22 protein-coding genes are annotated in these 25,374 nt (G+C 72.4%); 15 read left to right on the plus strand and 7 right to left on the minus strand.

Annotated elements, in window-relative coordinates; all coding sequences use genetic code 11:
* Positions 1–33: 33 nt before the first annotated feature.
* The 6 genes from rsmI to ACOBQU_RS22630 all read left to right on the plus strand — a co-directional run bounded on the left by rsmI (position 34) and on the right by ACOBQU_RS22630 (position 6,508).
* The gene (gene rsmI, locus ACOBQU_RS22605; RefSeq protein ID WP_423629125.1) at positions 34–936 is read left to right on the plus strand and encodes a 16S rRNA (cytidine(1402)-2'-O)-methyltransferase; all 903 of its coding nucleotides are present in this window, start codon (positions 34–36) and stop codon (positions 934–936) included.
* A 453-nt stretch (positions 937–1,389) separates the two neighbouring features.
* A complete protein-coding gene (locus ACOBQU_RS22610) occupies positions 1,390–1,815 on the plus strand; it encodes a hypothetical protein (protein ID WP_423629126.1) in 426 nt (141 codons plus the stop codon).
* A gap of 88 nt (positions 1,816–1,903) precedes the next feature.
* Positions 1,904–2,773: a TatD family hydrolase gene (locus tag ACOBQU_RS22615; RefSeq protein ID WP_423629127.1), complete on the plus strand. Its 870-nt coding sequence runs from the start codon at positions 1,904–1,906 to the stop codon at positions 2,771–2,773.
* 158 nt (positions 2,774–2,931) lie between these two features.
* Positions 2,932–4,407 (plus strand): ubiquitin-like domain-containing protein, encoded by a 1,476-nt coding sequence (locus ACOBQU_RS22620; RefSeq protein WP_423629128.1) that lies wholly within the window; start codon positions 2,932–2,934, stop codon positions 4,405–4,407.
* A 326-nt stretch (positions 4,408–4,733) separates the two neighbouring features.
* Positions 4,734–5,624 (plus strand): 16S rRNA (adenine(1518)-N(6)/adenine(1519)-N(6))-dimethyltransferase RsmA, encoded by an 891-nt coding sequence (rsmA, locus tag ACOBQU_RS22625; RefSeq protein WP_423629129.1) that lies wholly within the window; start codon positions 4,734–4,736, stop codon positions 5,622–5,624.
* Positions 5,621–6,508 (plus strand): 4-(cytidine 5'-diphospho)-2-C-methyl-D-erythritol kinase, encoded by an 888-nt coding sequence (locus tag ACOBQU_RS22630; RefSeq protein ID WP_423629130.1) that lies wholly within the window; start codon positions 5,621–5,623, stop codon positions 6,506–6,508. Before rsmA ends, ACOBQU_RS22630 begins: the two co-directional genes overlap by 4 nt.
* 8 nt (positions 6,509–6,516) lie before the next feature.
* On the opposite strand, the gene ACOBQU_RS22635 is transcribed toward ACOBQU_RS22630, so the two are convergent.
* The gene (locus tag ACOBQU_RS22635; protein ID WP_423629131.1) at positions 6,517–7,107 is read right to left on the minus strand and encodes a Uma2 family endonuclease; all 591 of its coding nucleotides are present in this window, start codon (positions 7,105–7,107) and stop codon (positions 6,517–6,519) included.
* A gap of 157 nt (positions 7,108–7,264) precedes the next feature.
* Between ACOBQU_RS22635 and ACOBQU_RS22640 the strand changes: the two genes are divergently transcribed.
* The 4 genes from ACOBQU_RS22640 (at position 7,265) to ACOBQU_RS22655 (ending at position 14,155) form a co-directional block, all read left to right on the plus strand.
* A complete protein-coding gene (locus ACOBQU_RS22640) occupies positions 7,265–9,073 on the plus strand; it encodes an ABC-F family ATP-binding cassette domain-containing protein (protein WP_423629132.1) in 1,809 nt (602 codons plus the stop codon).
* A 145-nt stretch (positions 9,074–9,218) separates the two neighbouring features.
* Positions 9,219–11,123, plus strand: a complete 1,905-nt coding sequence (locus ACOBQU_RS22645; protein WP_423629133.1) for a PQQ-binding-like beta-propeller repeat protein — start codon at positions 9,219–9,221, stop codon at positions 11,121–11,123.
* Positions 11,124–11,169: 46 nt separating this feature from the next.
* Positions 11,170–13,161, plus strand: a complete 1,992-nt coding sequence (locus ACOBQU_RS22650; protein WP_423629134.1) for a PQQ-binding-like beta-propeller repeat protein — start codon at positions 11,170–11,172, stop codon at positions 13,159–13,161.
* Positions 13,162–13,441: 280 nt separating this feature from the next.
* Positions 13,442–14,155 (plus strand): helix-turn-helix transcriptional regulator, encoded by a 714-nt coding sequence (locus ACOBQU_RS22655; RefSeq protein WP_423629135.1) that lies wholly within the window; start codon positions 13,442–13,444, stop codon positions 14,153–14,155.
* Between the two features lie 207 nt (positions 14,156–14,362).
* On the opposite strand, the gene ACOBQU_RS22660 is transcribed toward ACOBQU_RS22655, so the two are convergent.
* Both ACOBQU_RS22660 and ACOBQU_RS22665 read right to left on the minus strand, forming a co-directional pair.
* Positions 14,363–14,632 (minus strand): hypothetical protein, encoded by a 270-nt coding sequence (locus ACOBQU_RS22660; protein WP_423629136.1) that lies wholly within the window; start codon positions 14,630–14,632, stop codon positions 14,363–14,365.
* Positions 14,633–14,670: 38 nt separating this feature from the next.
* On the minus strand, positions 14,671–16,377 hold the full coding sequence (locus ACOBQU_RS22665; RefSeq protein ID WP_423629137.1) for a sodium:solute symporter family protein: 1,707 nt from the start codon (positions 16,375–16,377) through the stop codon (positions 14,671–14,673).
* Between the two features lie 304 nt (positions 16,378–16,681).
* On the opposite strand from ACOBQU_RS22665, the gene galT reads away from it, so the two are divergent.
* From galT to galK, 3 genes are read left to right on the plus strand one after another with little or no spacing between them, the layout of a single operon-like run.
* Positions 16,682–17,737 carry a galactose-1-phosphate uridylyltransferase gene (gene galT / locus ACOBQU_RS22670; RefSeq protein WP_423629138.1) on the plus strand — a complete coding sequence of 352 codons (1,056 nt, stop codon included), beginning with the start codon at positions 16,682–16,684 and terminating at the stop codon, positions 17,735–17,737.
* On the plus strand, positions 17,737–18,696 hold the full coding sequence (gene galE / locus ACOBQU_RS22675; protein WP_423629139.1) for a UDP-glucose 4-epimerase GalE: 960 nt from the start codon (positions 17,737–17,739) through the stop codon (positions 18,694–18,696). The genes galT and galE overlap by 1 nt, the downstream gene beginning before the upstream one ends.
* Before the next feature lie 3 nt (positions 18,697–18,699).
* Positions 18,700–19,878: a galactokinase gene (gene galK, locus ACOBQU_RS22680; RefSeq protein ID WP_423629140.1), complete on the plus strand. Its 1,179-nt coding sequence runs from the start codon at positions 18,700–18,702 to the stop codon at positions 19,876–19,878.
* A 290-nt stretch (positions 19,879–20,168) separates the two neighbouring features.
* Here the strand turns inward: galK and ACOBQU_RS22685 are convergent, their stop codons facing one another.
* Positions 20,169–20,624, minus strand: coding sequence for a GNAT family N-acetyltransferase (locus ACOBQU_RS22685; RefSeq protein ID WP_423629141.1), 456 nt, complete (start codon positions 20,622–20,624; stop codon positions 20,169–20,171).
* Positions 20,625–20,857: 233 nt separating this feature from the next.
* Between ACOBQU_RS22685 and ACOBQU_RS22690 the strand changes: the two genes are divergently transcribed.
* Positions 20,858–21,637, plus strand: coding sequence for a LuxR C-terminal-related transcriptional regulator (locus ACOBQU_RS22690; RefSeq protein ID WP_423629142.1), 780 nt, complete (start codon positions 20,858–20,860; stop codon positions 21,635–21,637).
* Here the strand turns inward: ACOBQU_RS22690 and tamR are convergent.
* Complete coding sequence (gene tamR, locus ACOBQU_RS22695; RefSeq protein ID WP_423629143.1) at positions 21,596–22,093, minus strand: MarR family transcriptional regulator TamR; 498 nt, start codon at positions 22,091–22,093, stop codon at positions 21,596–21,598. The two genes, ACOBQU_RS22690 and tamR, sit on opposite strands and share 42 nt — an antisense overlap.
* Before the next feature lie 191 nt (positions 22,094–22,284).
* On the opposite strand from tamR, the gene ACOBQU_RS22700 reads away from it, so the two are divergent.
* Positions 22,285–23,121: a trans-aconitate 2-methyltransferase gene (locus ACOBQU_RS22700; protein ID WP_423629144.1), complete on the plus strand. Its 837-nt coding sequence runs from the start codon at positions 22,285–22,287 to the stop codon at positions 23,119–23,121.
* A 371-nt stretch (positions 23,122–23,492) separates the two neighbouring features.
* Here ACOBQU_RS22700 and ACOBQU_RS22705 read toward each other — a convergent pair whose 3' ends face one another.
* Positions 23,493–24,212, minus strand: a complete 720-nt coding sequence (locus ACOBQU_RS22705) for a TetR/AcrR family transcriptional regulator (protein ID WP_423629145.1) — start codon at positions 24,210–24,212, stop codon at positions 23,493–23,495.
* Positions 24,209–25,222, minus strand: a complete 1,014-nt coding sequence (locus ACOBQU_RS22710) for an acyl-CoA desaturase (RefSeq protein ID WP_423629146.1) — start codon at positions 25,220–25,222, stop codon at positions 24,209–24,211. Before ACOBQU_RS22710 ends, ACOBQU_RS22705 begins: the two co-directional genes overlap by 4 nt.
* Between the last annotated feature and the right edge of the window lie 152 nt (positions 25,223–25,374).

A 25,374-nucleotide genomic window follows, 5' to 3' on the forward strand; every position in this document is an offset into this window, starting at 1 on the left:
AGTCCCGCGCCCTGCCCCTGCGAGGATGGAACCGTGACAGGAAGCGCAGATTCACGCCCGGACGGCCCCATCGCCTCCGCCGACGGCACCGGCACCCTCGTCCTCGCGGGCACCCCCATCGGCGACACGGCGGACGCGCCGCCGCGGCTCGCCGCCGAACTGGCGGCCGCGGACGTCGTCGCCGCCGAGGACACGCGCCGTCTGCGGCGGCTCACCCAGGCGCTCGGCGTGCAGGTCGGCGGGCGTGTCGTGTCGTACTTCGAGGGCAACGAGGCGGCGCGCACGCCGGAGCTGGCCGACGCGCTCGAAGGCGGCGCGCGGGTGCTGCTCGTCACCGACGCGGGCATGCCGTCGGTCTCCGACCCCGGCTACCGGCTGGTCGCCGCCGCGGTGGAGCGGGGCGTGCGGGTCACCGCCGTGCCCGGCCCGTCCGCCGTCCTGACCGCCCTCGCCCTGTCCGGCCTGCCCGTGGACCGCTTCTGCTTCGAGGGCTTCCTGCCGCGCAAGGCCGGGGAGCGCCGCGCCCGCCTCGCCGAGGCCGCCGACGAGCGCCGCACGCTCGTGTACTTCGAGGCCCCGCACCGCCTGGCCGACTCCCTCGCCGCGATGGCCGAGGCCTTCGGGCCCGAGCGGCGCGCCGCGGTGTGCCGCGAGCTGACCAAGACGTACGAGGAGGTCCGCCGCGGGCCGCTGGCGGAACTCGCCGAGTGGGCCGCCGACGGGGTCCGCGGCGAGATCACCGTCGTCGTGACGGGCGCGCCCGAGCCGGGGCCGCAGGACCTGACCCCCGAGGAGCTGGTGCGCCGCGTGCGGGCCCGCGAGGAGGCGGGGGAGCGGCGCAAGGAGGCCATCGCGGCGGTCGCGGCGGCGGCGGGCCTGCCCAAGCGGGAGGTCTTCGACGCGGTGGTCGCCGCCAAGCACACGCCCGCGTCCTGACGGGCGGGGCGCACGGCGGGCGGGGCGCCCGCTCCGGTCGGGGCGGGGCGCGCCCCCTGACGGGCATGGCGCCTGGCGGGGCGCGCCCCCTGACGGGCATGGCTGGAAACCGGCGGGTGGGCCGGGGCGGGGCCCGGTGGGCCGTCCCGCGCGGAAGCTGGCCCCTCATTCTTCCCACAGGCCCCCCGGCCTGCGCCTTTCCCTCGGCTGACAGAAACTGATCTATTCCGCCGGGCGGTCCATTCTCCGGCAAAGGACTATCGTGAAAGGCAAAGCCCGGACCGCGCCCCAGGCCGGATTCCTATGGAAATGCCAAATCGGCCCCAACACTCGACAGGTCTGATGCGCGGGCTCCGGGAAAGGCGTCCACTGGGTGGCAGGGGCGCACCCGCCCCTCGCCACCCGGCCCCCGGCCTGAGGACGGCGCTTGTCCAGCGGACAAGAGGAGCTGCCATGAGTGAGATCGCGGACACCGGCCACCGCACCACGGCCGTCAACGTCAACGTCGCCCACGAGTCCTACGCGTTCGCCTGCATGCGCTGCGGGCACGGCTGGGAGCAGTCGTACGAGATAGAGCACCACGTCGACGCCAAGGGCCAGGAGTTCGTGACGTACCGCACGGGCGGGGAGCGCGTGCCGTCGCCGCTGACCAGGCCCACGTGCCTGAACTGCGGCGGACACGTGGTGCGGATCATGCGGGCGGGGCAGGTGTCCAGCGTGCGGTCCGCTCTGGAGTCCCTGCACCGCCAGCCGCACACCGAGCGCCCGCCCTCCGCCGCGAAGGTTCCGGCGAGCGACGACTCCGCCGAGGGCGCCGACCGCCACCACTGGCACCTGTCGGACCTCCTGCACCCGTTCAGGGACCGCAGGGCGGACTGACGGCCGACCCCGGCGGGGCGGCCGACCCCGGCGGGGCGGCCGACCCCGGCGGGGCGGGGGAGGGGACGGGGCTTCGTAGGATCGACGCATGCCCGCCGACACCACGCCGCCCCCGGCCCCCGCCCCGCTCGCCGTTCCGGTCGCCGACTCCCACACCCACCTCGACATGCAGTCCGGCACGGTCGAGGAGGCCCTGGCGAAGGCCGCCGCCGTCGGTGTGACGACCGTCGTCCAGGTCGGCTGCGACGTCGCCGGTTCCCGCTGGGCCGCCGAGACCGCCGCCGCCCACGCCCCGGTCCACGCCGCCGTGGCCCTGCACCCGAACGAGGCGCCCCGCATCGTGCACGGCGACCCCGACGGCTGGTCCCGGCAGGGCGCGCGCCCCGCCGGGGGCGAGGGGGCGCTCGACGAGGCGCTCGCCGAGATCGACCGCCTCGCCGCGCTCCCGCACGTCAAGGGCGTCGGCGAGACCGGTCTCGACTACTTCCGCACCGGCCCGGAGGGCAAGGCCGCGCAGGAGCGTTCCTTCCGCGCCCACATCGAGATCGCCAAGCGGCACGGCAAGGCCCTGGTCATCCACGACCGCGAGGCCCACGACGACGTGCTGCGGATCCTGAAGGAGGAGGGCGCCCCCGAGCGCACCGTCTTCCACTGCTACTCCGGAGACGCCGCGATGGCCGCGGTCTGCGCGGAGCACGGCTACTTCATGTCCTTCGCGGGCAACGTCACCTTCAAGAACGCCCAGCCCCTGCGGGACGCGCTCGCCGTGGCGCCGCTGGACCTCGTCCTGGTGGAGACGGACGCGCCGTTCCTCACGCCGGTCCCGTACCGCGGTCGGCCCAACGCGCCCTATCTCATTCCGGTCACGGTGCGCGCGATGGCGCGGGTGCGGGGCATCGACGAGGACGCCATGGCCGCGGCGGTCGCCGCGAACACCGCCCGCGCCTTTGATTACTGATCGATAACGACCGAAGCGTTCCGGAGCCTGACAGCTCGGGGCAGCGCCACGACACAGAGTAGTCAGCCTGCTTTGGAGAGTGACGGCCGCTCCGCTAGGTTCGGCGAGCCGATCTGCACTTGGCTTGTCAGTGACCACTCGTGAGCTGGAGCGCCGTCGTGAGCCAACCGCCGTACGAGACGTATGGGCACGCGCCTGGGGACGCGCGGTTCGCCGCGCACGACCCGCAGGGCCAGGGCCCGGCGTACGGCGAGTTCGACGCGTACGACGCCTACCGGGCCGCGTACGGAGGCCACGAGGCCGCGTACGAGCACCGGGAGGGCTACCCGCCCGAGGGGCCCTACCCGCCTGAGGCGTACGCGGGGACGGCGGCGGACTCCCCGGAAGCGGACGTCCCGGAAGCGGACGTCCCGGAAGCGGACTCCCCGGGCGGCGACGGCGCCCCGCTCCTGCCCCGCCAGTCCGCCCCGCCGGAGGGCGCCCGGCAGGCCGGGCGGGCCGGGGCGCGGCGGGCCGCGCGGCGCAGGAAGGCCGCCGACCGGCCGGACGGCCTGCGCCGCCTGGTGCCGCAGGCGCTCGTCGTGGCGTTCCTGGCGGGCGGCACCTCCGCGTTCGTCGCCAACGACAAGGCCGTACACCTCAGCGTCGACGGCAAGTCCCGCACCCTGCACACCTTCGCCGACGACGTGGGCGAACTGCTCGCCGACGAGGGCGTGGACGTCGGCGCGCACGACATCGTCGCGCCCACCACGGGCACGGCGCTCGCCAGCGGCGACGAGATCGCCGTCCGCTACGGCCGCCCCGTAAAGCTCACCCTCGACGGCAAGCGGCGCCAGGTGTGGACCACCGCCCGCACCGTCGACGGCGCGCTGCGCCAGCTCGGGGTGCGCGCCGAGGGCGCCTATCTGTCGGCGTCCCGCAGCAAGCGCATCGCCCGCGAGGGCCTCGACCTCGACGTCCGCACCGAACGCACCGTGACGATCATGGCCGACGGCCGGGCCCGCACCATCCGTACGAACGCCGCGACCGTCCGCGAGGCCGTCGAGGAGTCCGGCGTCACCCTGCGCGGCTCCGACACCACGTCCGTGCCGCCCGGCAGCTTCCCGCGCGAGGGGCAGACCATCACGGTCATGCGGATCTCCGGCCGCAAGGAGGTCCGCGAGGTGCCGATCCCGTTCGACGTGCGCAGGACCGAGGACGCGTCGCTGCTGCGCGGCACCGAGGTCGTGGTGCAGCCCGGGCACACGGGCACGCGGCGCGTCACGTACACCGTGCGGACCGTTAACGGCGTGCGGCAGAAGCCGAAGCGGGTCAGGACCGAGGTGGTCCGGGAGCCGCAGACGCGGATCGTGAAGGTCGGTACGAAGGCCCCGCCCACGGCGGTGCCCGGCGCCGACGGGCTCAACTGGGGGGCGCTCGCGGCGTGCGAGTCCGGGGGGCGGCCCCACGCGGTGGACCCCTCTGGTACGTACGGGGGGCTCTACCAGTTCGACACCCAGACCTGGCAGTCGCTCGGAGGCTCGGGCCGCCCCCAGGACGCCCCCGCCGCCGAGCAGACCTTCCGCGCGAAGAAGCTGTACGTCCAGCGCGGAGCCAGCCCCTGGCCCCACTGCGGCCCCCGCCTCGGCGGCTGAACCGCACCCCCACGGGCCCGTGCCGGGGCAGCACGGGGTGCCCCTTTCCCACCCACCCACCCGTTTCGGGGCAGGACAGGGCGACCGTATGCCGTGGACGGTCCCGCAGTCGCCGACGGCGCTCGGCCCCCACGAGGAGCCTCCACCCCGTCACGAGGGCGGTCACGGGCGGGCGGGTGGGAGAGGCACAAGACCCACGCACCCGCAGTCGCCAACGGCGCTCAGCCCCCGCAAGGGGCGCCCGCCTCCCACGAGGCGGTCACGGGCGGGCGGGTGGGCAAGGGCAAAGGGCAGGGAGGAGGAACGCCGCCCCTTACTCTGGGGCGGTGAGTAGCACCGAGCACGACGCCCCCGACACCCCCGACGCCCTCCTGGGCCCCGCCGACATCCGCGACCTCGCGGCCACCCTCGGCGTCCGCCCCACGAAGCAGCGCGGGCAGAACTTCGTCATCGACGCCAACACCGTCCGCCGCATCGTCCGCACCGCGGAGGTCCGCCCCGACGACGTGGTGGTCGAGGTCGGCCCGGGCCTCGGCTCCCTGACGCTCGCGCTCCTGGAGACCGCGGCGCACGTGACGGCCGTGGAGATCGACGACACGCTCGCCGCGGCGCTCCCGGCGACGGTCGAGGCCCGGCTGCCGCGGCGCAAGGACGCCTTCGACCTCGTCCACAGCGACGCCATGCTCGTACGCGACCTGCCGGGCCCGCCGCCCACGGCGCTGGTCGCGAACCTTCCGTACAACGTGGCCGTACCGGTCCTGCTGCACATGCTCGACACGTTCCCCAGCATCGAGCGCACGCTCGTGATGGTGCAGTCGGAGGTCGCCGACCGGCTCGCCGCGGCGCCCGGCTCGAAGGTGTACGGCGTGCCGTCGGTGAAGGCGAACTGGTACGCCGACGTGAAGCGCGCGGGCGCCATCGGCCGCAACGTCTTCTGGCCCGCCCCGAACGTGGACTCGGGCCTGGTGTCGCTGGTGCGGCGGGCGGAGCCGGTCAGGACGTCGGCGTCGAAGCGGGAGGTGTTCGCCGTGGTCGACGCGGCGTTCGCGCAGCGCCGCAAGACGCTGCGCGCGGCGCTCGCCGGGTGGGCGGGCTCGGCCGCCGCGGCGGAGGCGGCGCTGGTCGCGGCGGGGGTGTCGCCGCAGGCGCGCGGGGAGTCCCTGACGGTGGAGGAGTTCGCGCGGATCGCCGAGCACAAGGAGGGGGCGGGGAAGTGAGCGTCACCGTACGCGTGCCCGCGAAGGTCAACGTGCAGCTGGCGGTGGGCCCGGCCCGCCCGGACGGCTTCCACGACCTGGCCAACGTGTTCCTCGCCGTCGGCCTGTACGACGAGGTGACGGCGGCGCCCGCCGACGAGCTGCGGATCACCTGCGCGGGCCCGGACGCCGCCCAGGTGCCCCTGGACCGTACGAACCTCGCGGCCCGCGCCGCGCTCGCGCTGGCCGAGCGGTACGGCCGCCCGGCCGATGTGCACCTGCACATCGCCAAGGACATTCCCGTCGCGGGCGGTATGGCGGGCGGCAGCGCGGACGGCGCGGGCGCGCTGCTGGCGTGCGACGCGCTGTGGGGGACCGGGGCGTCGCGGGCGGAACTCCTGGACATCTGCGCCGAGTTGGGCAGCGACGTGCCGTTCAGCCTGGTCGGCGGGGCGGCGCTGGGTACGGGCCGGGGCGAGAAGCTTCAGGAGCTTGAGGTGGGCGGCGCCTTCCACTGGGTGTTCGCCACGGCCGACGGCGGCCTGTCCACCCCGGCCGTCTACCGGGAGTTCGACCGTCTCACCCCCGACGCGCCCGCTCCCGAGGCGTCCGAGGCTCTCCTGGAGGCCCTGCGCACGGGCGACCCGACCGCCCTGGCCGGAGCCCTCTCCAACGACCTCCAGCCCGCCGCGCTCTCCCTCTTCCCGGCGCTGGCCGACACCCTGAAGGCGGGCACGGAGGCGGGCGCCCTGGCGGGTCTGGTCTCGGGGTCGGGCCCGACGACGGCGTTCCTGACGCGGGACGCGGAGTCCGCGGAGCGGGTGGCGGCGGCGCTGCGGGCGTCCGGGACGTGCCGCACGGCGCGGGTGGCGGTCGCCCCGGCAGCGGGGGCGACCGTCCTGTAGGGCCCGCCCTACAGCTCGTCGATGGCGGTCAGATCGATGTCGATGTCGTACGGCACGCTGAGCTTGAGGCGGTCGTGGTGGATGCCGGTGAGGGCGTACGTACCGGAGGCCCGGCCCAATTCGTGGACCTGGACGACCGGATGGTTGTCCTGGCCCGCCATTTCCACCAGCCAGAAGTGGGGGATTCCCGCAGCGGCGTACTTGAGCGGCTTGGCGTTGCGGTCACGGGCTTCAGAGTCAGGGGAGACGACTTCGACGGCGAGCAGGACGTCGGCGACCTTGTAAAAGGTCTGCGTGGGATCCTTTACGGCTTCTCTGCGGACGATGGAGACGTCGGGCTCGGGGCCGTTGCGCTTGTCGATGACGACGGTCATCTCCCGCTTGACCTTCAGCTCGGGCGGCACGGTTCGGCGCAGGCCACTGACCAGCAGGTCAATCACATCGGCGTGGAAGTTGCGCTGCGGACTCACGAAGACCAGGCTCCCGTCGAGCAGCTCGGTGTGCGGCGGGAGATCCGGCAGTGTGAACAGGTCGTCCACCGTGTACCCGTCGATCGGCGGCAGCGGCCAGCGGGGGTGTTCGGCGGACTCGGCGGTCATGGTTCCTCCCATACGAGGGATCCTCAGGCCTGCCCCTCCACGGTAACGACCCCCTCTCGATCACGTCATCACATCGAGTGACTGTTCGACCCCGCGCCGCCTTCCCCACCCCACGCCCTACGCTTGAAGGCTGATCCGTCCCCTCGTCAGGAGTGAAATGGCCGTCAACCTGGTCAATGTCGAAAACGTCAGCAAGGTGTACGGCACCCGTGCCCTGCTCGACGGCGTCTCGCTCGGCGTGTCCGAGGGGGACCGGATCGGCGTCGTCGGGCGCAACGGCGACGGCAAGACCACGCTCATCCGGATGCTGGCCAAGCTGGAGGAGGCCGACACCGGGCGGGTCACGCACAGCGGCGGGCTGCGGCTCGCGGTGCTCACGCAGCACGACTCGCTCGACCCGGAGGCCACCGTCCGGCACGAGGTCATCGGCGACCTGGCCGACCACGAGTGGGCGGGCAACGCCAAGATCAGGGACGTGCTGACGGGCCTGTTCGGCGGGCTCGACCTGCCCGGCTTCCCGCAGGGGCTCGACACCGTGATCGGCCCGCTGTCCGGCGGCGAGCGCCGCCGCATCGCGCTCGCCAAGCTGCTGATCGCCGAGCAGGACCTGATCGTCCTGGACGAGCCCACCAACCACCTCGACGTGGAGGGCATCTCCTGGCTGGCCGGGCACCTGCGGGCGCGCCGCTCGGCGCTGGTGTGCGTGACGCACGACCGGTGGTTCCTCGACCAGGTCTGCACCCGCATGTGGGACGTGCAGAAGGGCACGGTCTACGAGTACGAGGGCGGGTACTCCGACTACGTCTTCGCCCGTGCCGAGCGCGAGCGCATCGCCGCCACCGAGGAGGCCAAGCGCCAGAACCTCGTACGGAAGGAACTGGCGTGGCTGCGGCGCGGCGCCCCGGCCCGCACCTCCAAGCCCCGCTTCCGCGTCGAGGCCGCCAACGAGCTGATCAAGGACGTGCCGCCGCCGCGCGACACCAGCGAGCTGATGAAGTTCGCCACCACCCGGCTCGGCAAGACCGTCTTCGACCTGGAGGACGTGTCCGTCCAGGCCGGGCCCAAGCTGCTGCTGAAGCATCTGACCTGGCAGCTCGGCCCGGGCGACCGCATCGGTCTCGTCGGGGTGAACGGCGCGGGCAAGACCTCGCTGCTCCGGGCCATGGCGGACGCGGCCCGCTCGGAGGGCGAGACGCAGCCCGCCGCGGGGCAGATCGTGGTCGGCAAGACCGTGAAGCTCGCCTACCTCTCCCAGGAGGTCGCCGAGCTGGACCCGGCCACGCGGGTCCTGGAGGCGGTGCAGCAGGTGCGCGAGCGCGTCGACCTCGGCAAGGGCCGGGAGATGACGGCGGGGCAGCTGTGCGAGACCTTCGGCTTCGGCAAGGAGAAGCAGTGGACGCCGGTCGGTGACCTCTCCGGCGGTGAGCGGCGCCGTCTCCAGCTCCTTCGGCTGCTGATGGACGAGCCGAACGTGCTGTTCCTGGACGAGCCCACGAACGACCTCGACATCGAGACCCTGACGCAGCTGGAGGACCTGCTCGACGGCTGGCCCGGCTCCATGATCGTGATCTCGCACGACCGGTTCTTCATCGAGCGCACCACGGACCGGGTGCACGCGCTCATGGGCGACGCCACGATGCGGATGCTGCCGCGCGGCATCGACGAGTACCTGGAGCGCAGGCAGCGCATGGCCGAGGAGGCCGCCCCGGCGCCCGCCGCCCCCGCGCGCCCGGAGGCGACGGCGACGGTCTCGGCCGCCGACGCCCGCGCCGCCAAGAAGGAACTCCAGAAGATCGAGCGGCAACTGGACAAGATCTCCGAAAAGGAGAGCAAGCTCCACGCGCAGATCGCCGATAACGCCACAGACTTTGAAAAGGTGGCGAAATTGGACGCCGAGTTGCGTGAACTCGTCAGCGATCGTGAGGAGTTGGAAATGCGCTGGTTGGAGCTCGCGGAGAACGCGTGAGTATCGCGTAACAGACGCATCACGGGCCGGTCCTCCCTTGGGTACAGGGGCTGGACCGGTCCCGGCCATGGCCGGAATGGAGTGATAGAAAGGTCGGCCTGAGCACCACTTGGCGTGCCGAAAATCAGTGAAGGGGGAAGCGCTGATGACTCAGCCGCCCAATCAGCCGCCGCAGGGCGGCTTCGGATCTCCACAGCAGCCGCAGTCGCAGCCGCCGCAGGACCCGCGACAGGCGGGCGCGCCGCAGCCGCCCCCCGCGGGCCCGCCCGGCACCCCGGCCCCGCAGCCGGGCTACGGCTACCCCCAGCAGGCCCCCGGCCAGGCGGGACCCTACGGCTACCCGCAGCAGCCGGGGCCCTACAGCCAGCCGGGCCAGCCGGGCCAGCCGGGCCAGCCCGGACAGCCCGCCGCGCCAGCGGGCCCGTACGCCCAGCCCGGCCCCTACGGCCAACCCGCCCAGCCCGCCCAGCCCGCCCAGCCGGGCCCCTACGCGCAGCCGGGCCCGTACGCCCAGCAGTCCGGCCCCTACGGCCAGCAGCCCGGCCCCTACGCCCAGCCGCAGCAGCCGTACCCGGCCGGGGGCGGACCCGGCACCCCGCCGCCCGGCGGTGGCCGGAAGAGCCCCTTCAAGGGCAAGCCCGCGATGATCATCGCGGCGTCCGTGGCGGCCCTGCTCGTCGCGGGCGGCGCCGTCTGGGCCGTCACCAGCGGCGGTGGCGACGACGACAAGAAGAAGTCCGAGGCGAAGAACAAGGACCCCAAGTCCTCCGCGTCCGCCCCGGTCAACCCGGGCGACGGCAGCGGCGACGGCCACGAGGGCAAGGAGGACCTCAACGAGGGCCGCAAGCCCGGCGAGTCCAAGGTGCTCTGGTACAAGGAGGCCCCGGAGGCCCCCGGCAAGGGCGCCGACGCCCCCGGCATGTGGGTCAAGGACGGCGTCGCGGTCAAGGCCGCGTACCGGGAGCTCCTCGCCTACGACGTCGAGACGGGCAGGCCCGCCTGGCCCGCGATCAAGTTCCCCTTCGAGATCTGCTCGGCGTCCCGGCAGATCAGCGACGACGGCAAGGTCGTCGTCGCGTACAAGGAGGGCCTGAAGAGCAGCGCCGAGTGCAACCAGCTCCAGGTCGTCGACCTGAAGACCGGCAAGAAGGGCTGGCAGCGGGAGTCGAAGAAGGAAGGTCTCTTCGACATGACCCTGAACGTCGGCCTGACCATCACGGACGACGTGCTGATGGTGGGCCGCTCCCAGTCGGGCACCGCCTACCGCATGAGCGACGGCAAGAAGATGTACGTGGTGCGCAAGAAGGACGAGGGCACCTGCTTCCCCGACGGCTTCACCGGCGGCGAGCGCATCCTGATGTCGCTGTCCTGCGGCGCGAGCACGCCCACCGAGCACGACGAGCTGCAGGAGCTGGACCCGCGGACCGGCAAGGCCAAGTGGACCAAGAAGTTCCCGAAGGGCTGGCGCCTGGAGAAGGTGTACTCCACGTCGCCCGCCGTCCTCTACCTCACCAACGAGGACAAGAAGAAGTGGAACATCACCACGCTCAAGGCGGGCAGCTCCGCCACCCGCTCCGAGGTCCAGGTCGACGAGGACTTCGCGCCTGACTGCGGCTGGATCTCCTCCTTCAGCAGCGACATCCAGAGCTGCTCGGGCGTCGCCGCCGACGACCGGTACCTCTACCTGCCGACGAAGGCGACCTCCGGCGCCAACGAGATCGTCGCGATCAGCCTGGCCACCGGCAAGGCCGCCTGGCGCGTGAAGTCGCCGACGGACACCTCGATGGTGCCGCTGAAGAAGCAGGACGGCGCGCTGATCGCGTATGTGAAGCCGTCGTACACCGCGGGCGGCCGGGTCGTGTCCATCGCGACCAGCGGCTCGCACACGCCCAAGACGCTGCTGCGGAACCCCGAGGGGACGTCGAAGATCGAGAACGGCTTCTTCTCGAAGGCCGTCGACTACGTGGACGGGCGCTTCTACATCTCCACGACGCGGCTGTCCGGCACCACGCAGGGCCGCGAGAAGCTGATGCTGGCCTACGGCAAGTGACCCCCCACCGCCCCCTCACCCCTCCCGTCCCCCCAAGGAAGACGTCATGACTCAGCCGCCCCAGCCGCCCAACGAGCCCCCGCAGGGAGGGTTCGGCGCCCCGCAGGACCCGCAGGGAGGTTTCGGCAAGGCCCCCGAGCCGGGCTACGGCTACCCGCAGGCCCCGCAGGCCCCGCAGGCCCCGCAGGCCCCGCAGGCCCCGCAGGCCCCGCAGGCCCCGGGCACCCCGCCGCCGCCCGCCGCGCCGGGCACCCCGCCGCCGCCCCCGCCGGGCCAGCCCGCCTACGGGGCCCCGCAGCCGCCGATGACGCCGCCGCCGACCGCCCCGGGGGCCCCGCAGGTCCCGCCCGCCCCGACCGCCCCGAGCACCCCGCAGGTCCCGCCCGCGTACGGGCAGCCCGCCACCCCGGCCTACGGGCAGCAGCCGGGCTACGGCTACCCGGGCCAGCCGGGCCAGCAGCCCGGCTACGGCTACCCCGGCCAGCAGCCGCACGGCCAGGCGTACGGGCAGATGCCGACGGTGGCGATGCAGCCGCAGCAGCCGGTGCCCGGCGGGCCCGGCGGATCCGGTGACGGCGGCAAGAAGAAGCAGATGACGATCATCGTGGCGGCGGTCGCCGCGATCGCGCTGATCGTCGGCGGCGGCGTCATCTACGCGTCCTCGCAGAAGGACGACGACAAGAAGACCACCGCCAAGGAGGACGGCAAGAAGGGCGGCGGCAAGAAGGGCGGCGAGGACGGCCCGCCCTCCAGCGGCCCCGCCAAGGAGAAGGCCCCGGCCAACCCCAGCGCCAAGGTGGCCTTCCAGGTCCCGGCGCCCGCGGTGCCCAAGGACGAGGTGTGGAGCGTCGCGGGCTCCTGGCTGACGGACGACGCGGTCGTCAAGTCCGGCTACCAGGGCAAGGACAAGGACCACGCCCTCATCGCCTATGACCCCGCCTCCGGCAAGGAGAAGTGGTCGATCCCGCTGAGCGGTGAGACCTGCGCGGTGTCCAAGGAGATCACCAAGGACGGCGTCGCCGCGGTGGTCGCCAAGGACGGCAAGGCCACCAAGGCCGACAAGTACCCGGACTGCAGCCAGGTCTCCGCGGTCGACCTGAAGACCGGCAAGAAGCTGTGGACCAAGGACGTCGAGACCAGCGGCATGAAGGTGGAGTTCGAGGAGGTCGCGATCTCCGGCTCCACCATCGCCGCGGGCTCCGGCACCGGCGGCACCGGCGCCGCCTGGGACATGTCCGGCAAGCTGCTGTGGAAGCCGCAGGTCGGCGACAAGTGCAAGGACGCCGGTTACGCGGGCGGCGACCAGCTCGTCGCGGTCCGCAAGTGCGGCAACTACGACGACGAGAAGCTCAAGATCCAGCTCCTGGACCCCAAGACGGGTGACGACAAGTGGAGCTACGAGCTGGCCGACGGCATCGACAATGCCAAGATCATCTCGACGAACCCGATCGTGTTCGGCCAGGACACCGGGGAGATCACGGCCAGCGGCGCCACGGACGTCTTCTCGCTGAGCAACAGCGGCAAGCTGCGCGCCCGTATCAAGCTGGAGGACGGCAAGTACGCCCACGACTGCGAGGTCAACAAGTGGGCGAGCTGCAGCGCGATCGTCGTGGGCAACGACAAGCTGTACGTGCCCACCCGCCAGCACGACGCGCCCGGCTCCGGCTACGGCTTCACCAACGAGATCATCGCGTTCTCCCTCGCCACGGGAAAGACCACCGGTGACCGCGCCGACGCGGGCAAGGACGGCGAGATGTTCCCCATCCGCATGGACGGCGGCAACCTCCTCGCGTACAAGGGCGGCGGCTACAACAAGGGCGCCCAGGTCGTCTCCCTCGACGGCGGCACGATGAAGGAGACCAAGCTCCTGGAGACCCCGCCGACGGAATCCGTCACCAGCGCCATCAGCGGCATGGTCCCCAAGTCCAACGAACTCCTCTACGGCAACGGCAACCTCTTCATGGGCAAGCGCCTGATCAGCAAGCCGTACTCCAAGGACGACAAGGAGTTCATCGCGCTGGGCTTCACCACCAACTGAGCCCTCCCACCGCGCGGCAGAACGCGCGGGAGAAACGGCACGCACGGCCCCGGACCCCACGGTCCGGGGCCGTTCCCGACTCGGGGGGTGTTCACTCTCCGTACTTCCGTACTGTGGCTCGCTCGAAGGCAGGGATTTCGGCATCCAGGGCTGCATCTGGACGGTAGGGGCAGCGCAACGTCGAACAAGCGTGTAGCTTCCGGGGGAATGGAGGGCCGGGGCCCCGGGTCCTTGGGGGGATCAGTGGGGGAATCCGTGGGGGACATTGGGGGGTTGCTCGATGGGAGTGCGGCTGATGGTGGTCGACGACCACCGACTGCTCGCTGAGGCGCTGGCTTCGGCGCTGAAGCTGCGCGGGCACCGGGTGCTCGCCGCGGCGGCGCCCGCCGCGGGCGCGGCGGAGCTGGTCATCAGCAGGGCCCCCGAGGTGTGTCTGCTCGGTACGGCGACCCCCGCCGAGCCCGGCATGTTCGATCCCGTGGTGCGCATCAAACGGGAGCGGCCGCAGGTCGCCGTGGTGGTGCTAGGGCCCGTCCCGTCGCCGCGCGGCATCGCCGCCGCGTTCGCCTCCGGTGCCTCCGGGTACGTGCGCCACGACGAGCGCATCGAAGGAGTCGAGCGCGCCATCATGAAGGCGCGCGCCGGTGAGGCCGCCGTCGCGCCCCAACTGCTCCAAGGCGCCTTCAGCGAACTGCTCAACCCCGCCGCGCAGCCCGACGACGAGGGGCAGCGGCTGCTCCAGATGCTCACTCCGCGTGAGGTCGAGGTGCTGGTGCGGGTCGCTGACGGGGAGGACACGCGGCTCATCGCCGCGGGGATGGGGATCGCGCCCAGTACCGCGCGGACGCATGTGCAGCGGGTGCTGATGAAGTTGGGGGTGGGGTCGCGGTTGGAGGCGGCGGCGTTGGCCGCCCGCACCGGCCTCCTCGACCGGGCGGAACGCCCCGCCTCCGGCGGGGAACTCAACAACTCGACCACCCAGCCCCCGCCGTAGCCCTCGCGGGGGGCGCCCCAGACCCGCCCCTTTCCCGAAACCAGGGGCCAGCCCCTGGCACCCCGTGAATCGGCCTTCGGCCTCGTCCTCAAACGCCGGACGGGCTGGATCTTCGCGGGCTGGGCTGGAGTCTGCCGGTGCGGCAGAGTTCTAGCCCGTCCGGCGTTTGAGGACGAGGCCGAAGGCCGATTTTCGCCCCCGCGAGGGTCAGCGCTGGGGGTCGCGGGGGAGGGGGCGGAGCCATAGCCAGGTGAGGAAGGCCGCGCCGAGGGCCAGCATGCCGAGGCCGGTCCAGAGGTTGATGTTGATGCCCTCGGCCTTGTCGAGGTCGGCGTCGGACGCGGTGATCCCGGCGACGGTGACGATGACCCCGTACACGACGAACAGGCCGCCGATGATGCGCCGGATGTCGAAGAGGCGGGCCGCGGTCGCGGACTTCCGCTCCAGTTCGGAGACTTCCTTCTGCAGGTCGGACATGAGGGGTTCCTCGGCTCTCCGGTCAGGTCGGGGTGGGGTCAGAACGAGTAGGGGACGTAGCACGCCGCGGCCAGCACCACCGCGCCCCAGCCAAGCAGCGCGGGCTTCCGGTACCAGGCGGCGTCCCCCGGCTCCGTGCCGTCGTCACCGTCGTCCTTCAGGCCGGGCGAGACCGTCCCGTAGACGAGACCGGCGAGTTCGGCCTCTGGCTTGGGCGCGGTGAAGAGGGTGACGGCGACCATCACGACCGCGCCCGCGACGAAGCCCACGATCGCGGAGACGAAGTTGGCGCCCTGGTCGGTGGGGATGTCGACGACGCCCTGCTTGTAGATCCAGAAGTAGTTGACCATCGCGGCGGTGGTGCCCGCGACGAGCCCCCACACGCCGGATTTCATGGACGCCCGCTTCCAGAACATGCCGATGACGAAGACCACGAACATCGGCACGTTGAAGAAGGAGAACAGGGTCTGGAGGTAGCCCATGATGTTGGAGAAGGACGACGCGATGAAGGCGGTGCCGATGGAGGCGAGCACGCCGATCGCGGTGATCAGGCGGCCGAAGTTCAAGTAGTAGGCGTCCTCGCGGCCCTTGACGACGTACCGGGCCCAGATGTCGTACGTGAACACGGTGTTGAAGGACGAGACGTTGGCGGCCATGCCCGCCATGAACGCGGCGAGCAGGCCCGTGACGGCGATGCCGAGGACGCCGTTGGGCAGCAACTCCTGCATCAGGTAGGGGATCGCGTCGTTGTAGGTGAGGTCGGAGCCCGCCGTGCCGATCTTCGGGACGAGGACGGCGGCCACCAGGCCGGGCAGCATCACCAGGAAGACGATGAACATCTTCGGGAAGGCCGCGATGAGCGGGGTGCGCTGGGCCGCGCTGAGGTTCTTCGCCGACAGCGCGCGCTGCACCTCGGCGAAGTTGGTGGTCCAGTAGCCGAAGGAGAGCACGAAGCCGAGGCCGAGGACGATGGTCAGCCAGTTGGCGCCGAGCGGGTTGGCGTCGCCGATGCCGGTGCCGCCCCAGGCGGTGAGGAAGTTGTCGCCGTGGCTCTTCTCCAGGTTGCCGCTCAGGCCGTCCCAGCCGCCGACCTTCTTCATGCCGATGACGCAGATCGGGATGAGCGCGGCCAGGATCACGAAGAACTGGAGGACCTCGTTGTAGATCGCCGAGGAGAGCCCGCCGACGGTGATGTACGCGAGCACGAAGAACCCGGCGACCACGATCGCCACCCACTGCGGCCAGCCGAGCAGCGCCTCCACGACGATCGCGAGGGCGTAGAGGTTGACGCCCGCGATGAGCACGGCGGCGAACGCGAACAGCGCCGAGCTGAGCAGGTGCGCGGAGGCGTCGAAGCGCTGGAGCAGGAACTCGGGGACGGAGCGGACCTTGGAGCGGTAGTAGAACGGCATCATCACCAGGCCCAGGAAGACCATGGCGGGGATCGCGCCGATCCAGTACCAGTGGACGACCGCGACGCCGTACTGCGCGCCGGTCGCCGCCATGCCGAGGATCTCCGTGGCACCGAGGTTGGCGGCGACGAACGCGAGGCCGGTGACCCACGCGGGCAGCGACCGGCCGGACAGGAAGAAGTCGAGGCTGGTCTTCACGGAGCGCCGGGCGGCGAATCCGATGCCGAGGACGACCACGAAGTAGATCGCGAGGATCGCGTAGTCGAGGCCGTTGGTGGGGAGCCGGAGCCCGTCGGCCAGGGTGGTGTGGGCGGGGTGGTGGAGGGGCGGCATGAGAACTCGCTTCGTCGCGCGAACCGATCGGGATGGGGGTCTGCCTTGCGGGAGGGAACCGCGGGGCCGACCCGCGGGGCTGACCCGCGGGGCTGATCTGGGCGGAACCTACGCCCCGGGTTTCAGGAAGTGAACAGTTCTGTTGATTTTCTTTGTTTGATTGTGATCGGGGTGATGGGTGTGTCCTGGTTTGGGGCGGTGCGGGCTGGTGGGGGTGCGGAGGGTGGGGCGGGGCATTGACGGGACTGTTGGCTTGTGGTTTGTTGTGTTTGGTTCTGTTGGCGGGCGATGAGGAGCCCCGGAAGTGAAGAAGACCTCGACCCGGCTCGCCGACGGTCGTGAGCTCATCTACTACGACACCCGCGACGACGCGGTCCGCACGGCCCCCGACACCCGGCCCCTCGACGCCGTGACCACCACCAGCGAGATCCGCCGGGACCCCCTCCTCGGCGACAGCGTCGCCATCGCCTCGCACCGCCAGGGCCGCACCTACCACCCCCCGGCCGACGAGTGCCCCCTGTGCCCCTCCGCCCCGGGCCGCCCCACCGAGATCCCCGACACGTCGTACGACGTCGTGGTCTTCGAGAACCGCTTCCCGTCCCTGTCCGGCGACGCGGGCCGCTGCGAGGTCGTCTGCTTCACCCCCGACCACACCGCGTCCTTCGCCGACCTCACCGAGGCCCAGGCCGCGCTCGTCCTCGACGCCTGGACGGACCGCACCGCCGAGCTGTCCCACCTGCCGTCCGTGGCGCAGGTGTTCTGCTTCGAGAACCGGGGCGCGGAGATCGGCGTGACCCTCGGCCACCCGCACGGCCAGATCTACGCCTACCCCTTCGTCACCCCGCGCACCGCCCTGATGCTGCGCTCGCTCGCCGCCCACCGGGCCGCCACCGGCCGCAACCTCTTCGACGACGTCCTCACCGCCGAGCGCGCCGCCGAGCGCGTCGTCCTCGACGCCGAGCACTGGGTGGCCTTCGTGCCGTACGCCGCGCACTGGCCCTACGAGGTGCACCTCCACCCCAAGCGCCGCGTCCCCGACCTGCTCGCCCTCGACGGACCCGCGCGCGCCGAGTTCCCCCGGGTCTACCTGGAACTCCTGAAGCGGTTCGACCGGATCTTCGGCGAGGGCGAGCCGCCCGTGCCCTATATCGCGGCCTGGCACCAGGCGCCGTTCGGCGAGCCGGACGCGTACGACGGAATCGGGCGGCAGGACTTCGCCCTCCACCTTGAGCTTTTCACCATTCGCCGCACTTCCGGCAAGCTGAAGTTCCTCGCGGGTTCCGAATCCGGCATGAGTGTGTTCATCAACGACGTGCCGCCGGAGGCCGCGGCCGAGCGACTGCGAGAGGTAGCGAGTTGATGAGTGCGAAGTACCTGGTCACGGGTGGTGCGGGCTATGTCGGCAGCGTCGTGGCGCAGCATCTGATCGAGGCCGGGCACGAGGTCGCGGTCCTCGACAACCTCTCCACCGGCTTCCGCGAGGGCGTCCCCGCGGGCGCCGCGTTCATCGAGGGTGACATCCGCGACGCCGCCAAATGGCTGGACCGCTCCTACGACGGCGTGCTGCACTTCGCCGCCTTCTCCCAGGTCGGCGAGTCCGTCGCCAAGCCCGAGAAGTACTGGGACAACAACGTCGGCGGCACCATGGCGCTGCTCGGCGCCATGCGCGACGCGGGCGTGCGCAAGCTCGTCTTCTCCTCCACGGCGGCCACCTACGGCGAACCCGTCAGCACGCCCATCAAGGAGACCGACCCGACCGCCCCCACCTCCCCGTACGGCGCCTCCAAGCTCGCCGTCGACCACATGATCACCGGCGAGGCCGCCGCCCACGGCCTGGGCGCGGTCTCCCTGCGCTACTTCAACGTCGCGGGCGCCTACGGCGCGTACGGCGAGCGCCACGACCCCGAGTCGCACCTCATCCCCCTCGTCCTCCAGGTCGCCCAGGGCAAGCGCGAGGCCATCTCCGTCTTCGGCGACGACTACGACACCCCCGACGGCACCTGCGTACGCGACTACATCCACGTCGCGGACCTCGCCGACGCCCATCTGCGCGCCCTGGACGCCGCCACGCCCGGCGAGCACCTCATCTGCAACCTCGGCAACGGCAACGGCTTCTCCGTGCGCGAGGTCATCGAGACCGTCCGCCAGGTCACCGGCCACCCGGTCCCCGAGGTCGTGGCCGGGCGCCGCGGCGGCGACCCCGCGGTCCTGGTGGCCTCCGCCGCCACCGCCCACGAGCGCCTCGGCTGGCGGCCCGCCCGCGCCGACCTCGCGGGCATCGTCGCCGACGCCTGGGCCTTCGCCCAGCGGAAGGGGTAACCAGTGGACGTGGCCCGGGAGTTCACCGCCCTGTACGGGTACGAGCCCGAGGGAGTGTGGGCGGCGCCGGGCCGCGTCAACCTCATCGGCGAGTACACGGACTTCAACGAGGGCTTCGTGATGCCGCTGGCGCTGCCGCACACCGCGGTCGCCGCCGTCGCCCGCCGCACCGACGGCACCCTGCGGGTGCACTCCGCGGACGTCGAGGGCCCCGTCGTCGAACTGGCCGCCGACGCCCTCGCCCCTCGCCCGGACGGCGGCTGGGCGGCCTACCCCGCGGGCGTCCTGTGGGCGCTGCGCGAGGCCGGGCACGCGGTGGGCGGCGCCGACCTGCACCTGGCGTCGACGGTCCCGACCGGCGCGGGCCTGTCCTCCTCGGCCGCGCTGGAGGTCGTCACCGCCCTCGCCCTCAACGACCTGTACGAACTCGGCCTCTCCCGCCGCGAGTTGGCGCTGCTCGCCCAGCGCGCCGAGAACGACTTCGTCGGCGTGCCCTGCGGCGTCATGGACCAGATGGCCGCGGCGGCCTGCGTGCCCGGACACCTGCTGCACCTCGACTGCCGCGACCTGTCCGTGCGGCAGGTGCCCTTCGACCTCGGGGCCGAGGGGCTGGCCCTCCTGGTCGTCGACACCCGCGTCCGGCACGCCCTCGGCGACGGCGCGTACGCCGAGCGGCGCGCCGGGTGCGAGGCCGGGGCGCGCGCCCTCGGCGTGTCCCACCTGCGGGACGTCCCCCACGCCGAACTCCCCGCCGCGCTCGCCCGGTTGGGCGACGAACGGGTGCGGCGCTACGTCCGGCACGTCGTCTCCGAGGGGCGGCGGGTGGAGCGGGTCGTGGCGCTCCTCGCGCGGGGCGATGTCCGCGGGGTGGGGGCCGTGCTCACCGAGGGCCACGCCTCCCTGCGGGACGACCTGCGGGTCTCCTGCCCCGAGCTGGACCTCGCGGTGTCCGCGGCGTGCGGGGCCGGGGCGCTCGGGGCGCGGATGACGGGGGGCGGGTTCGGGGGGTCCGTGGTGGTGCTGGCCGAGGGCGCGGGTGCGGACGCGGTCGGGAAGGCCGTGCGGGGGGCGTTCGCCGAGGCGGGCTTCGCGGAGCCGCGGGTCTTCGAGGCCCCGGCCTCTTCCGGCGCCCGACGCCTCCCCCTCGCGGGCGCGCCCCAGACCCGCCCCTTCCCGAACTAGGGGGCCAGCCCCCAGCACCCCCACCCATCGGCGCTCCGCGCCTCGCCCTCAAACGCCGGGCGGGCTGGAGCGTGCCGCGTGCTCGCCGTCGTCGGCTGACCGTGATCCACCGCTACCGCGGCGGGCGGGCTGTATTCAGCCCGCCCGGCGTTTGAGGGCGAGCGCGCAGCGCGATGATTCAGCCCGTCCGGCGTTTGAGGACGAGCCGCGAAGCGGCGATAGCGGGGGTGCCAGGGGGCCGCGCCCCATGGTTTCGGGAAAGGGGCGGGTCTGGGGCGCCCCGCGAGGGCTCAGCCCAGCCGTTTCGTCAGGGTGTACTCCGTGGCGCCCTCCGGGTAGTCGGGGATGACGCACACGACCTCGTACCCGAACTTGCGGTAGAAGTCCGGCGCTTGGAAATCCCACGTCTCCAGCCGCGCCCGCCGACACCCCCGCTCCTCCCGGGCGACCCGCTCCGCCTCCGTCAGGATCCGCCCCCCGAGCCCGACCCCCCGGGCCTCGTCCGACACCCAGAGCAGCGAGACATGCAGCCACCCGGCCCAGGTGTGCCCGGCGAGCCCCCCGACGAAGGCGCCGTCGTCGCCCAACGCCCAGACGCCGAGGGGGAGTTCGCGCTCGGCGTCGGTGCCGCGCAGCGCCCGTAGCGCGGGTGACGCCGCCGTGTTGGCGGCCCGCAATCGCGTCCGAAGCAGACGAAGCCGTTCTTTGTCGACTCCCGTCTCAATACGAAACATACGGCTCACCATAAACGCGACGGGCAATCAGTTCTGCAAATCCACTTCCGCTCCGGGCCCCCGTCCGTACTCTGATGGACAGCGCCGGTGGGGGCCGGCGCCTATCAGGGGGCGAGACAGTCGGGTACGACGCCCGGCGTGGGGGTGGCAGTCAGGGCACGGCGGCGGCCGTGCGGCTGCGGTGACTCCCGTGCCGGGCGCCGTATCCGCGCAGGTCTACCGTCCTCCAGCCTGTGGGGGTTTCCGTGGTTCGAATCCGAGTCCTGGTCGTCGACGACCATCGCATCTTCGCCGAGTCGCTCGCGGCCGCGCTCGCGGCCGAGCCTGACGTGGACGTGTCAGCGGCGGGCAGCGGCCCCGCCGCGCTGCGCTGTCTGGACCGGGCGGCCGCCGAGGGCCGCAGATACGACGTGCTGCTCGTCGACGCCGACCTGGGCGGTTCCGCGCCAGCGCTCGGCACCGCGGGCCGCCCGCCGGTGCCCGTGCAGGACGGGCAGGCGGACGGGCTCGTGGACGGCATCTCCCTGGTGACGGGCGTGCGCACGGCGCAGCCCTCCGTACGCACGGTGGTGCTCGCCGAGAAGGACGACCCGCGCCGCGCGGCGCTCGCGCTCCAGGCCGGAGCCTCGGGCTGGGTGGCGAAGGACTGCTCCCTGTCCCGGCTGCTCACGGTGATACGCGGTGTCCTGCGCGACGAGACGCATCTGCCGCCCGCCCTGCTCACCGGCGTCCTGAGGGAGCTGACGGCGGCCCGCAAGCACCGCACGGAGAGTGAGCGGCTCGTGGAGTCGCTCACCCCGCGCGAGCGCGAGGTGCTGCGCTGCATGGTGGCGGGCCTGGGCCGCAAGGCCGTCGCCGAACGGCTGTTCCTGTCCCCGCACACGGTCCGCACGCACATGCAGAACGTGCTCGGCAAGCTCGGCGTGCACTCCACGCTCGCCGCCGTCGCCCTCGCCCGCCGGGCCGGGGTCGGGCCCGTGGACCTAGCCGGGGATGTTGTCGAACGGGGCGGTCAACTGGCGTAGCAGCGCCGCCAGTTCGCCGCGCTGGGCGCGCGACAGCTCGCCGAGGATGGCCCGCTCCTGGTCGAGCAGGCCCGAAAGGGCCTGGTCGGCGCGGTCCCGGCCCTCCTCGGTGAGCCGCACCAGGACGCCCCTGCGGTCGCTGGGGTCCGGCAGCCGCTCGACCAGGCCCTTCTTGGCGAGGCGGTCGATGCGGTTCGTCATCGTGCCGGACGTCACCAGGGTCTGGGTGAGGAGCTGGCCCGGCGACAGCTGGTACGGCGCGCCCGCGCGCCTCAGCGACGTCAGGACGTCGAACTCCCAGGGCTCCAGCTCGTGCTCGGAGAACGCCAGCCGACGCGCCCGGTCGAGGTGGCGCGCCAGCCTGCTCACGCGGCTCAGCACCTCAAGCGGTTCCACGTCGAGGTCAGGGCGCTCCCGACGCCATGCAGCGACCAGCCGGTCGACCTCGTCCTCCATGGCGATCAGTGTAGGGGGTTCCTCGACATGAAGTCTCTTGACGTCAAGATAGTCAGGGGTGAGGATGGCGACGACGACCGACCGGCACGGCGCGCCATTCGTTCCGTACGCCGCGCGTCCGCGCGTCCGCGCGCCGCGCAGTCTCCCGCGTACGCCGTTCGCGTGCCCGTACGCAGCAGAGGAGCACCCTCATGCCGTCCCACGCCGCCCCCGCCTCGCCCACCTGGGACCCGGGCCAGTACCTGCGCCACGCCGGGCACCGCAACCGCGCCCTGGCCGACCTGCTCGCCCACGTCACCGCACCCGACCCCGCCGGGCGGCCCCTGCGCGTCGCCGACCTCGGCTGCGGGCCCGGGAACTCCACCACCGCGATCGCCGAGCGGTGGCCCGCCGCGCACATCACCGGGTACGACAGCTCGCCCGAGATGCTCGACCGGGCCGCCGCCCACGCGGGCCCCACGCCCGGCGGCGGACACGTCGACTTCGCCCCCGCCGACCTCACGGCCTGGACACCGCCCGAGACGTACGACCTGATCCTGTCCAACGCCACCTTCCAGTGGGTGCCCGGCCACGCCGACTCCTTCGCCGACTGGACCGCCGCCCTCGCGCCCGGCGGGACCTTCGCCTTCCAGGTGCCCGCGAACTTCGACGCGCCCAGCCACGCCCTGATGCGGGAGCTGGCCTCATCCTCGCGGTGGCGCGAGCGGCTCGGCGGGACGCTGCGGCACCGCGACGCGGTCCTCGAACCCGCCGCCTACCTCGACCTGCTGAACGGCCTCGGTCTCGCCGCCGACGTCTGGGAGACCACCTACCTCCAGGTCCTGCACGGACCCGACCCCGTCCTCGACTGGGTCAAGGGCACCGGCCTGCGGCCCGTCCTCACCGCGCTCGCCGACGACCCGGCCGCCACGGAGGCCTTCCTCGGCGAGTACGGGGCCCTCCTGCGCGAGGCCTATCCGGCGCGGCCCTACGGCACCGTCTTCCCCTTCCGGCGGCTCTTCGCGGTCGCCCGCGGGGCGGAGGCGTGATGCTCCTTGAGCCCGTCGCGGGGGCGCCCCAGACCCGCCCCTCCCCGAACTAGGGGCCGCTGCCCCTAGCACCCCGCCGTCGATCGGCGCTCCGCGCCTCGTCCTCAAACGCCGGACGGGCTTGGTGGTCGCGCTGCGCGCTTGTCCTCAGGCGTCGGACGGGCTGATTCGTTGTGCTGGGTGGGTGGGGCTTGAGTGCTGGGGCTGTCGCACCCGGGGGCGGGGAATTCAGCCCGTCCGGCGTTTGAGGACGAGCGCGGAGCGTGATGGAGGGCAGGTGGGTGGGGGAGTGGGGTGCCCGGCGGGCACGGGTGCCCGTGGGGGGCGGTGGGGCGGGCCCGCGCCAAAGGGGGACCGGTACCGCCGTCCGCCTAGGACTTGCGGTGGCCTATCAGGCGCGGCTTCGGCTCCAGGCCGTCAAGCCCGTGCCACGCCAGGTTCACCAGGTGCGCCGCCACCTCCGCCTTCTTCGGCTTGCGGACGTCCAGCCACCACTGCCCGGTCAGGGCGACGCTGCCGACCAGCGCCTGGGCGTACAGCGGGGCGAGCTTCGGATCGAAGCCGCGGGTCTTGAACTCCTGGCCGAGGATGTCCTCGACCTGCGTCGCGATATCGGAGATCAGGGACGCGAAGGACCCCGTGGACTGCGGGATGGGGGAGTCGCGGACCAGGATGCGGAAGCCGTCCGTGTACTCCTCGATGTAGTCGAGGAGGGCGAAGGCCGCCTGCTCGCACAGCTCCCGCGGATGGCCCGCGGTCAGCGACCCCGTCACCATGCCGAGCAGCTGACGCATCTCGCGGTCCACCACCACCGCGTACAGACCCTCCTTGCCGCCGAAGTGCTCGTACACCACCGGCTTGGAGACCCCGGCCTTCGCCGCGATCTCCTCCACCGACGTGCCCTCGAACCCCTTGGCGGCAAACAGGGTGCGGCCGATGTCCAGCAGCTGCTCCCGGCGCTCCGCGCCCGTCATCCGGGTCCGGCGGGTGCGCCGGGGCTTGTCGTTGTTCGAATTCTTCGGGATCTTCTCGGGCCGCGAGGAGCCCGTCGTGCCCGGGGTGCTGGAGTCGGTCGCCACGTGTTCCATCATGCCGCGTCTGCGGCCCGCCGCTCGCCAGGGGCATCGAGCGCGTCCACCGGCTTCCGGCGCCCCTCGATGCGGGACTTCGACGGCCAGCGCACGTCATACGCCCAGCCGAGCTGTTCGAACCAGCGGATGATCCGCGCCGAGGAGTCGAGCTGGCCGCGCAGCACGCCGTGCCGGGCGCACGTCGGATCGGCGTGGTGCAGGTTGTGCCAGGACTCGCCGCAGGAAAGCACCGCGAGCCACCACACGTTGCCCGAGCGGTCCCGCGACTTGAACGGCCGCTTGCCCACCGCGTGGCAGATCGAGTTGATCGACCACGTCACGTGGTGCAGCAGCGCCACCCGCACGAGTGAGCCCCAGAAGAACGCCGTGAACGCGCCCCACCACGACATCGTGACCAGGCCCCCGACCAGCGGCGGGAACAGCAGCGACACCATCGTCCACAGCACGAACTGGCGCGAGACGGCACGGATCGCCGGATCCTTGATCAGGTCCGGGGCGTACTTCTCCTGCGGCGTCTGCTCCTCGTCGAACATCCAGCCGACGTGCGCCCACCACAGGCCCTTCATCAGCGCGGGCACCGTCTCCCCGTACCGCCACGGCGAGTGCGGATCGCCCTCGGCGTCGGAGAACTTGTGGTGCTTGCGGTGGTCGGCCACCCAGCGCACCAGCGGGCCCTCCACGGCCAGCGAGCCCATCACCGCCAGCGCGATCCTGAGCGGGCGCTTCGCCTTGAACGAGCCATGCGTGAAATAGCGGTGGAAGCCGATCGTGATGCCGTGGCAGCCCAGGTAGTACATGAAGACGAGCAGGCCGAGGTCGAGCCAGCTCACGCCCCAGCCCCAGGCCAGCGGCACCGCCGCCACCAGGGCCAGGAACGGGACGGTGATGAAGAGGAGCAGCGTGATCTGCTCCAGGGACCTCTTCTGTTCGCCGCCCAGCGTCGCGGACGGGAGCGGGGCGCCACCGGGCGCCGACTTGGACTCATCGATGACGTCGGGGCTTGTGGTCATAGAGCTTTCCCCTGGGGGGTCGAGGGTGACGGCACGTACGACGTGCCAGGAGGGCGAGTGCCCGCGCGGCGGCCCGCGTATGCGGCACCGTACGAGATGCCTACGGGACCGTAACCTACGGCTACGTAAGTATCGCAGCGCGTGGCGCACCG

Source organism: Streptomyces sp. G45, from assembly GCF_049542095.1.
In the GTDB taxonomy this organism is placed as follows: Bacteria; Actinomycetota; Actinomycetes; order Streptomycetales; family Streptomycetaceae; genus Streptomyces.

Bases quoted from the DNA above. Each gene is read 5' to 3' on its own strand.
- ACOBQU_RS22660 (WP_423629136.1), bottom strand. From the start codon at position 14,632: ATGTCCGACCTGCAGAAGGAAGTCTCCGAACTGGAGCGGAAGTCCGCG.
- tamR (WP_423629143.1), bottom strand. From the start codon at position 22,093: ATGGAGGACGAGGTCGACCGGCTGGTCGCTGCATGGCGTCGGGAGCGC.
- ACOBQU_RS22645 (WP_423629133.1), top strand. From the start codon at position 9,219: ATGACTCAGCCGCCCAATCAGCCGCCGCAGGGCGGCTTCGGATCTCCA.
- ACOBQU_RS22705 (WP_423629145.1), bottom strand. From the start codon at position 24,212: ATGATGGAACACGTGGCGACCGACTCCAGCACCCCGGGCACGACGGGC.
- ACOBQU_RS22610 (WP_423629126.1), top strand. From the start codon at position 1,390: ATGAGTGAGATCGCGGACACCGGCCACCGCACCACGGCCGTCAACGTC.
- ACOBQU_RS22665 (WP_423629137.1), bottom strand. From the start codon at position 16,377: ATGCCGCCCCTCCACCACCCCGCCCACACCACCCTGGCCGACGGGCTC.
- ACOBQU_RS22635 (WP_423629131.1), bottom strand. From the start codon at position 7,107: ATGACCGCCGAGTCCGCCGAACACCCCCGCTGGCCGCTGCCGCCGATC.
- ACOBQU_RS22710 (WP_423629146.1), bottom strand. From the start codon at position 25,222: ATGACCACAAGCCCCGACGTCATCGATGAGTCCAAGTCGGCGCCCGGT.
- galE (WP_423629139.1), top strand. From the start codon at position 17,737: ATGAGTGCGAAGTACCTGGTCACGGGTGGTGCGGGCTATGTCGGCAGC.
- ACOBQU_RS22650 (WP_423629134.1), top strand. From the start codon at position 11,170: ATGACTCAGCCGCCCCAGCCGCCCAACGAGCCCCCGCAGGGAGGGTTC.
- ACOBQU_RS22640 (WP_423629132.1), top strand. From the start codon at position 7,265: ATGGCCGTCAACCTGGTCAATGTCGAAAACGTCAGCAAGGTGTACGGC.
- ACOBQU_RS22615 (WP_423629127.1), top strand. From the start codon at position 1,904: ATGCCCGCCGACACCACGCCGCCCCCGGCCCCCGCCCCGCTCGCCGTT.
- ACOBQU_RS22700 (WP_423629144.1), top strand. From the start codon at position 22,285: ATGCCGTCCCACGCCGCCCCCGCCTCGCCCACCTGGGACCCGGGCCAG.
- ACOBQU_RS22685 (WP_423629141.1), bottom strand. From the start codon at position 20,624: ATGGTGAGCCGTATGTTTCGTATTGAGACGGGAGTCGACAAAGAACGG.
- ACOBQU_RS22655 (WP_423629135.1), top strand. From the start codon at position 13,442: ATGGGAGTGCGGCTGATGGTGGTCGACGACCACCGACTGCTCGCTGAG.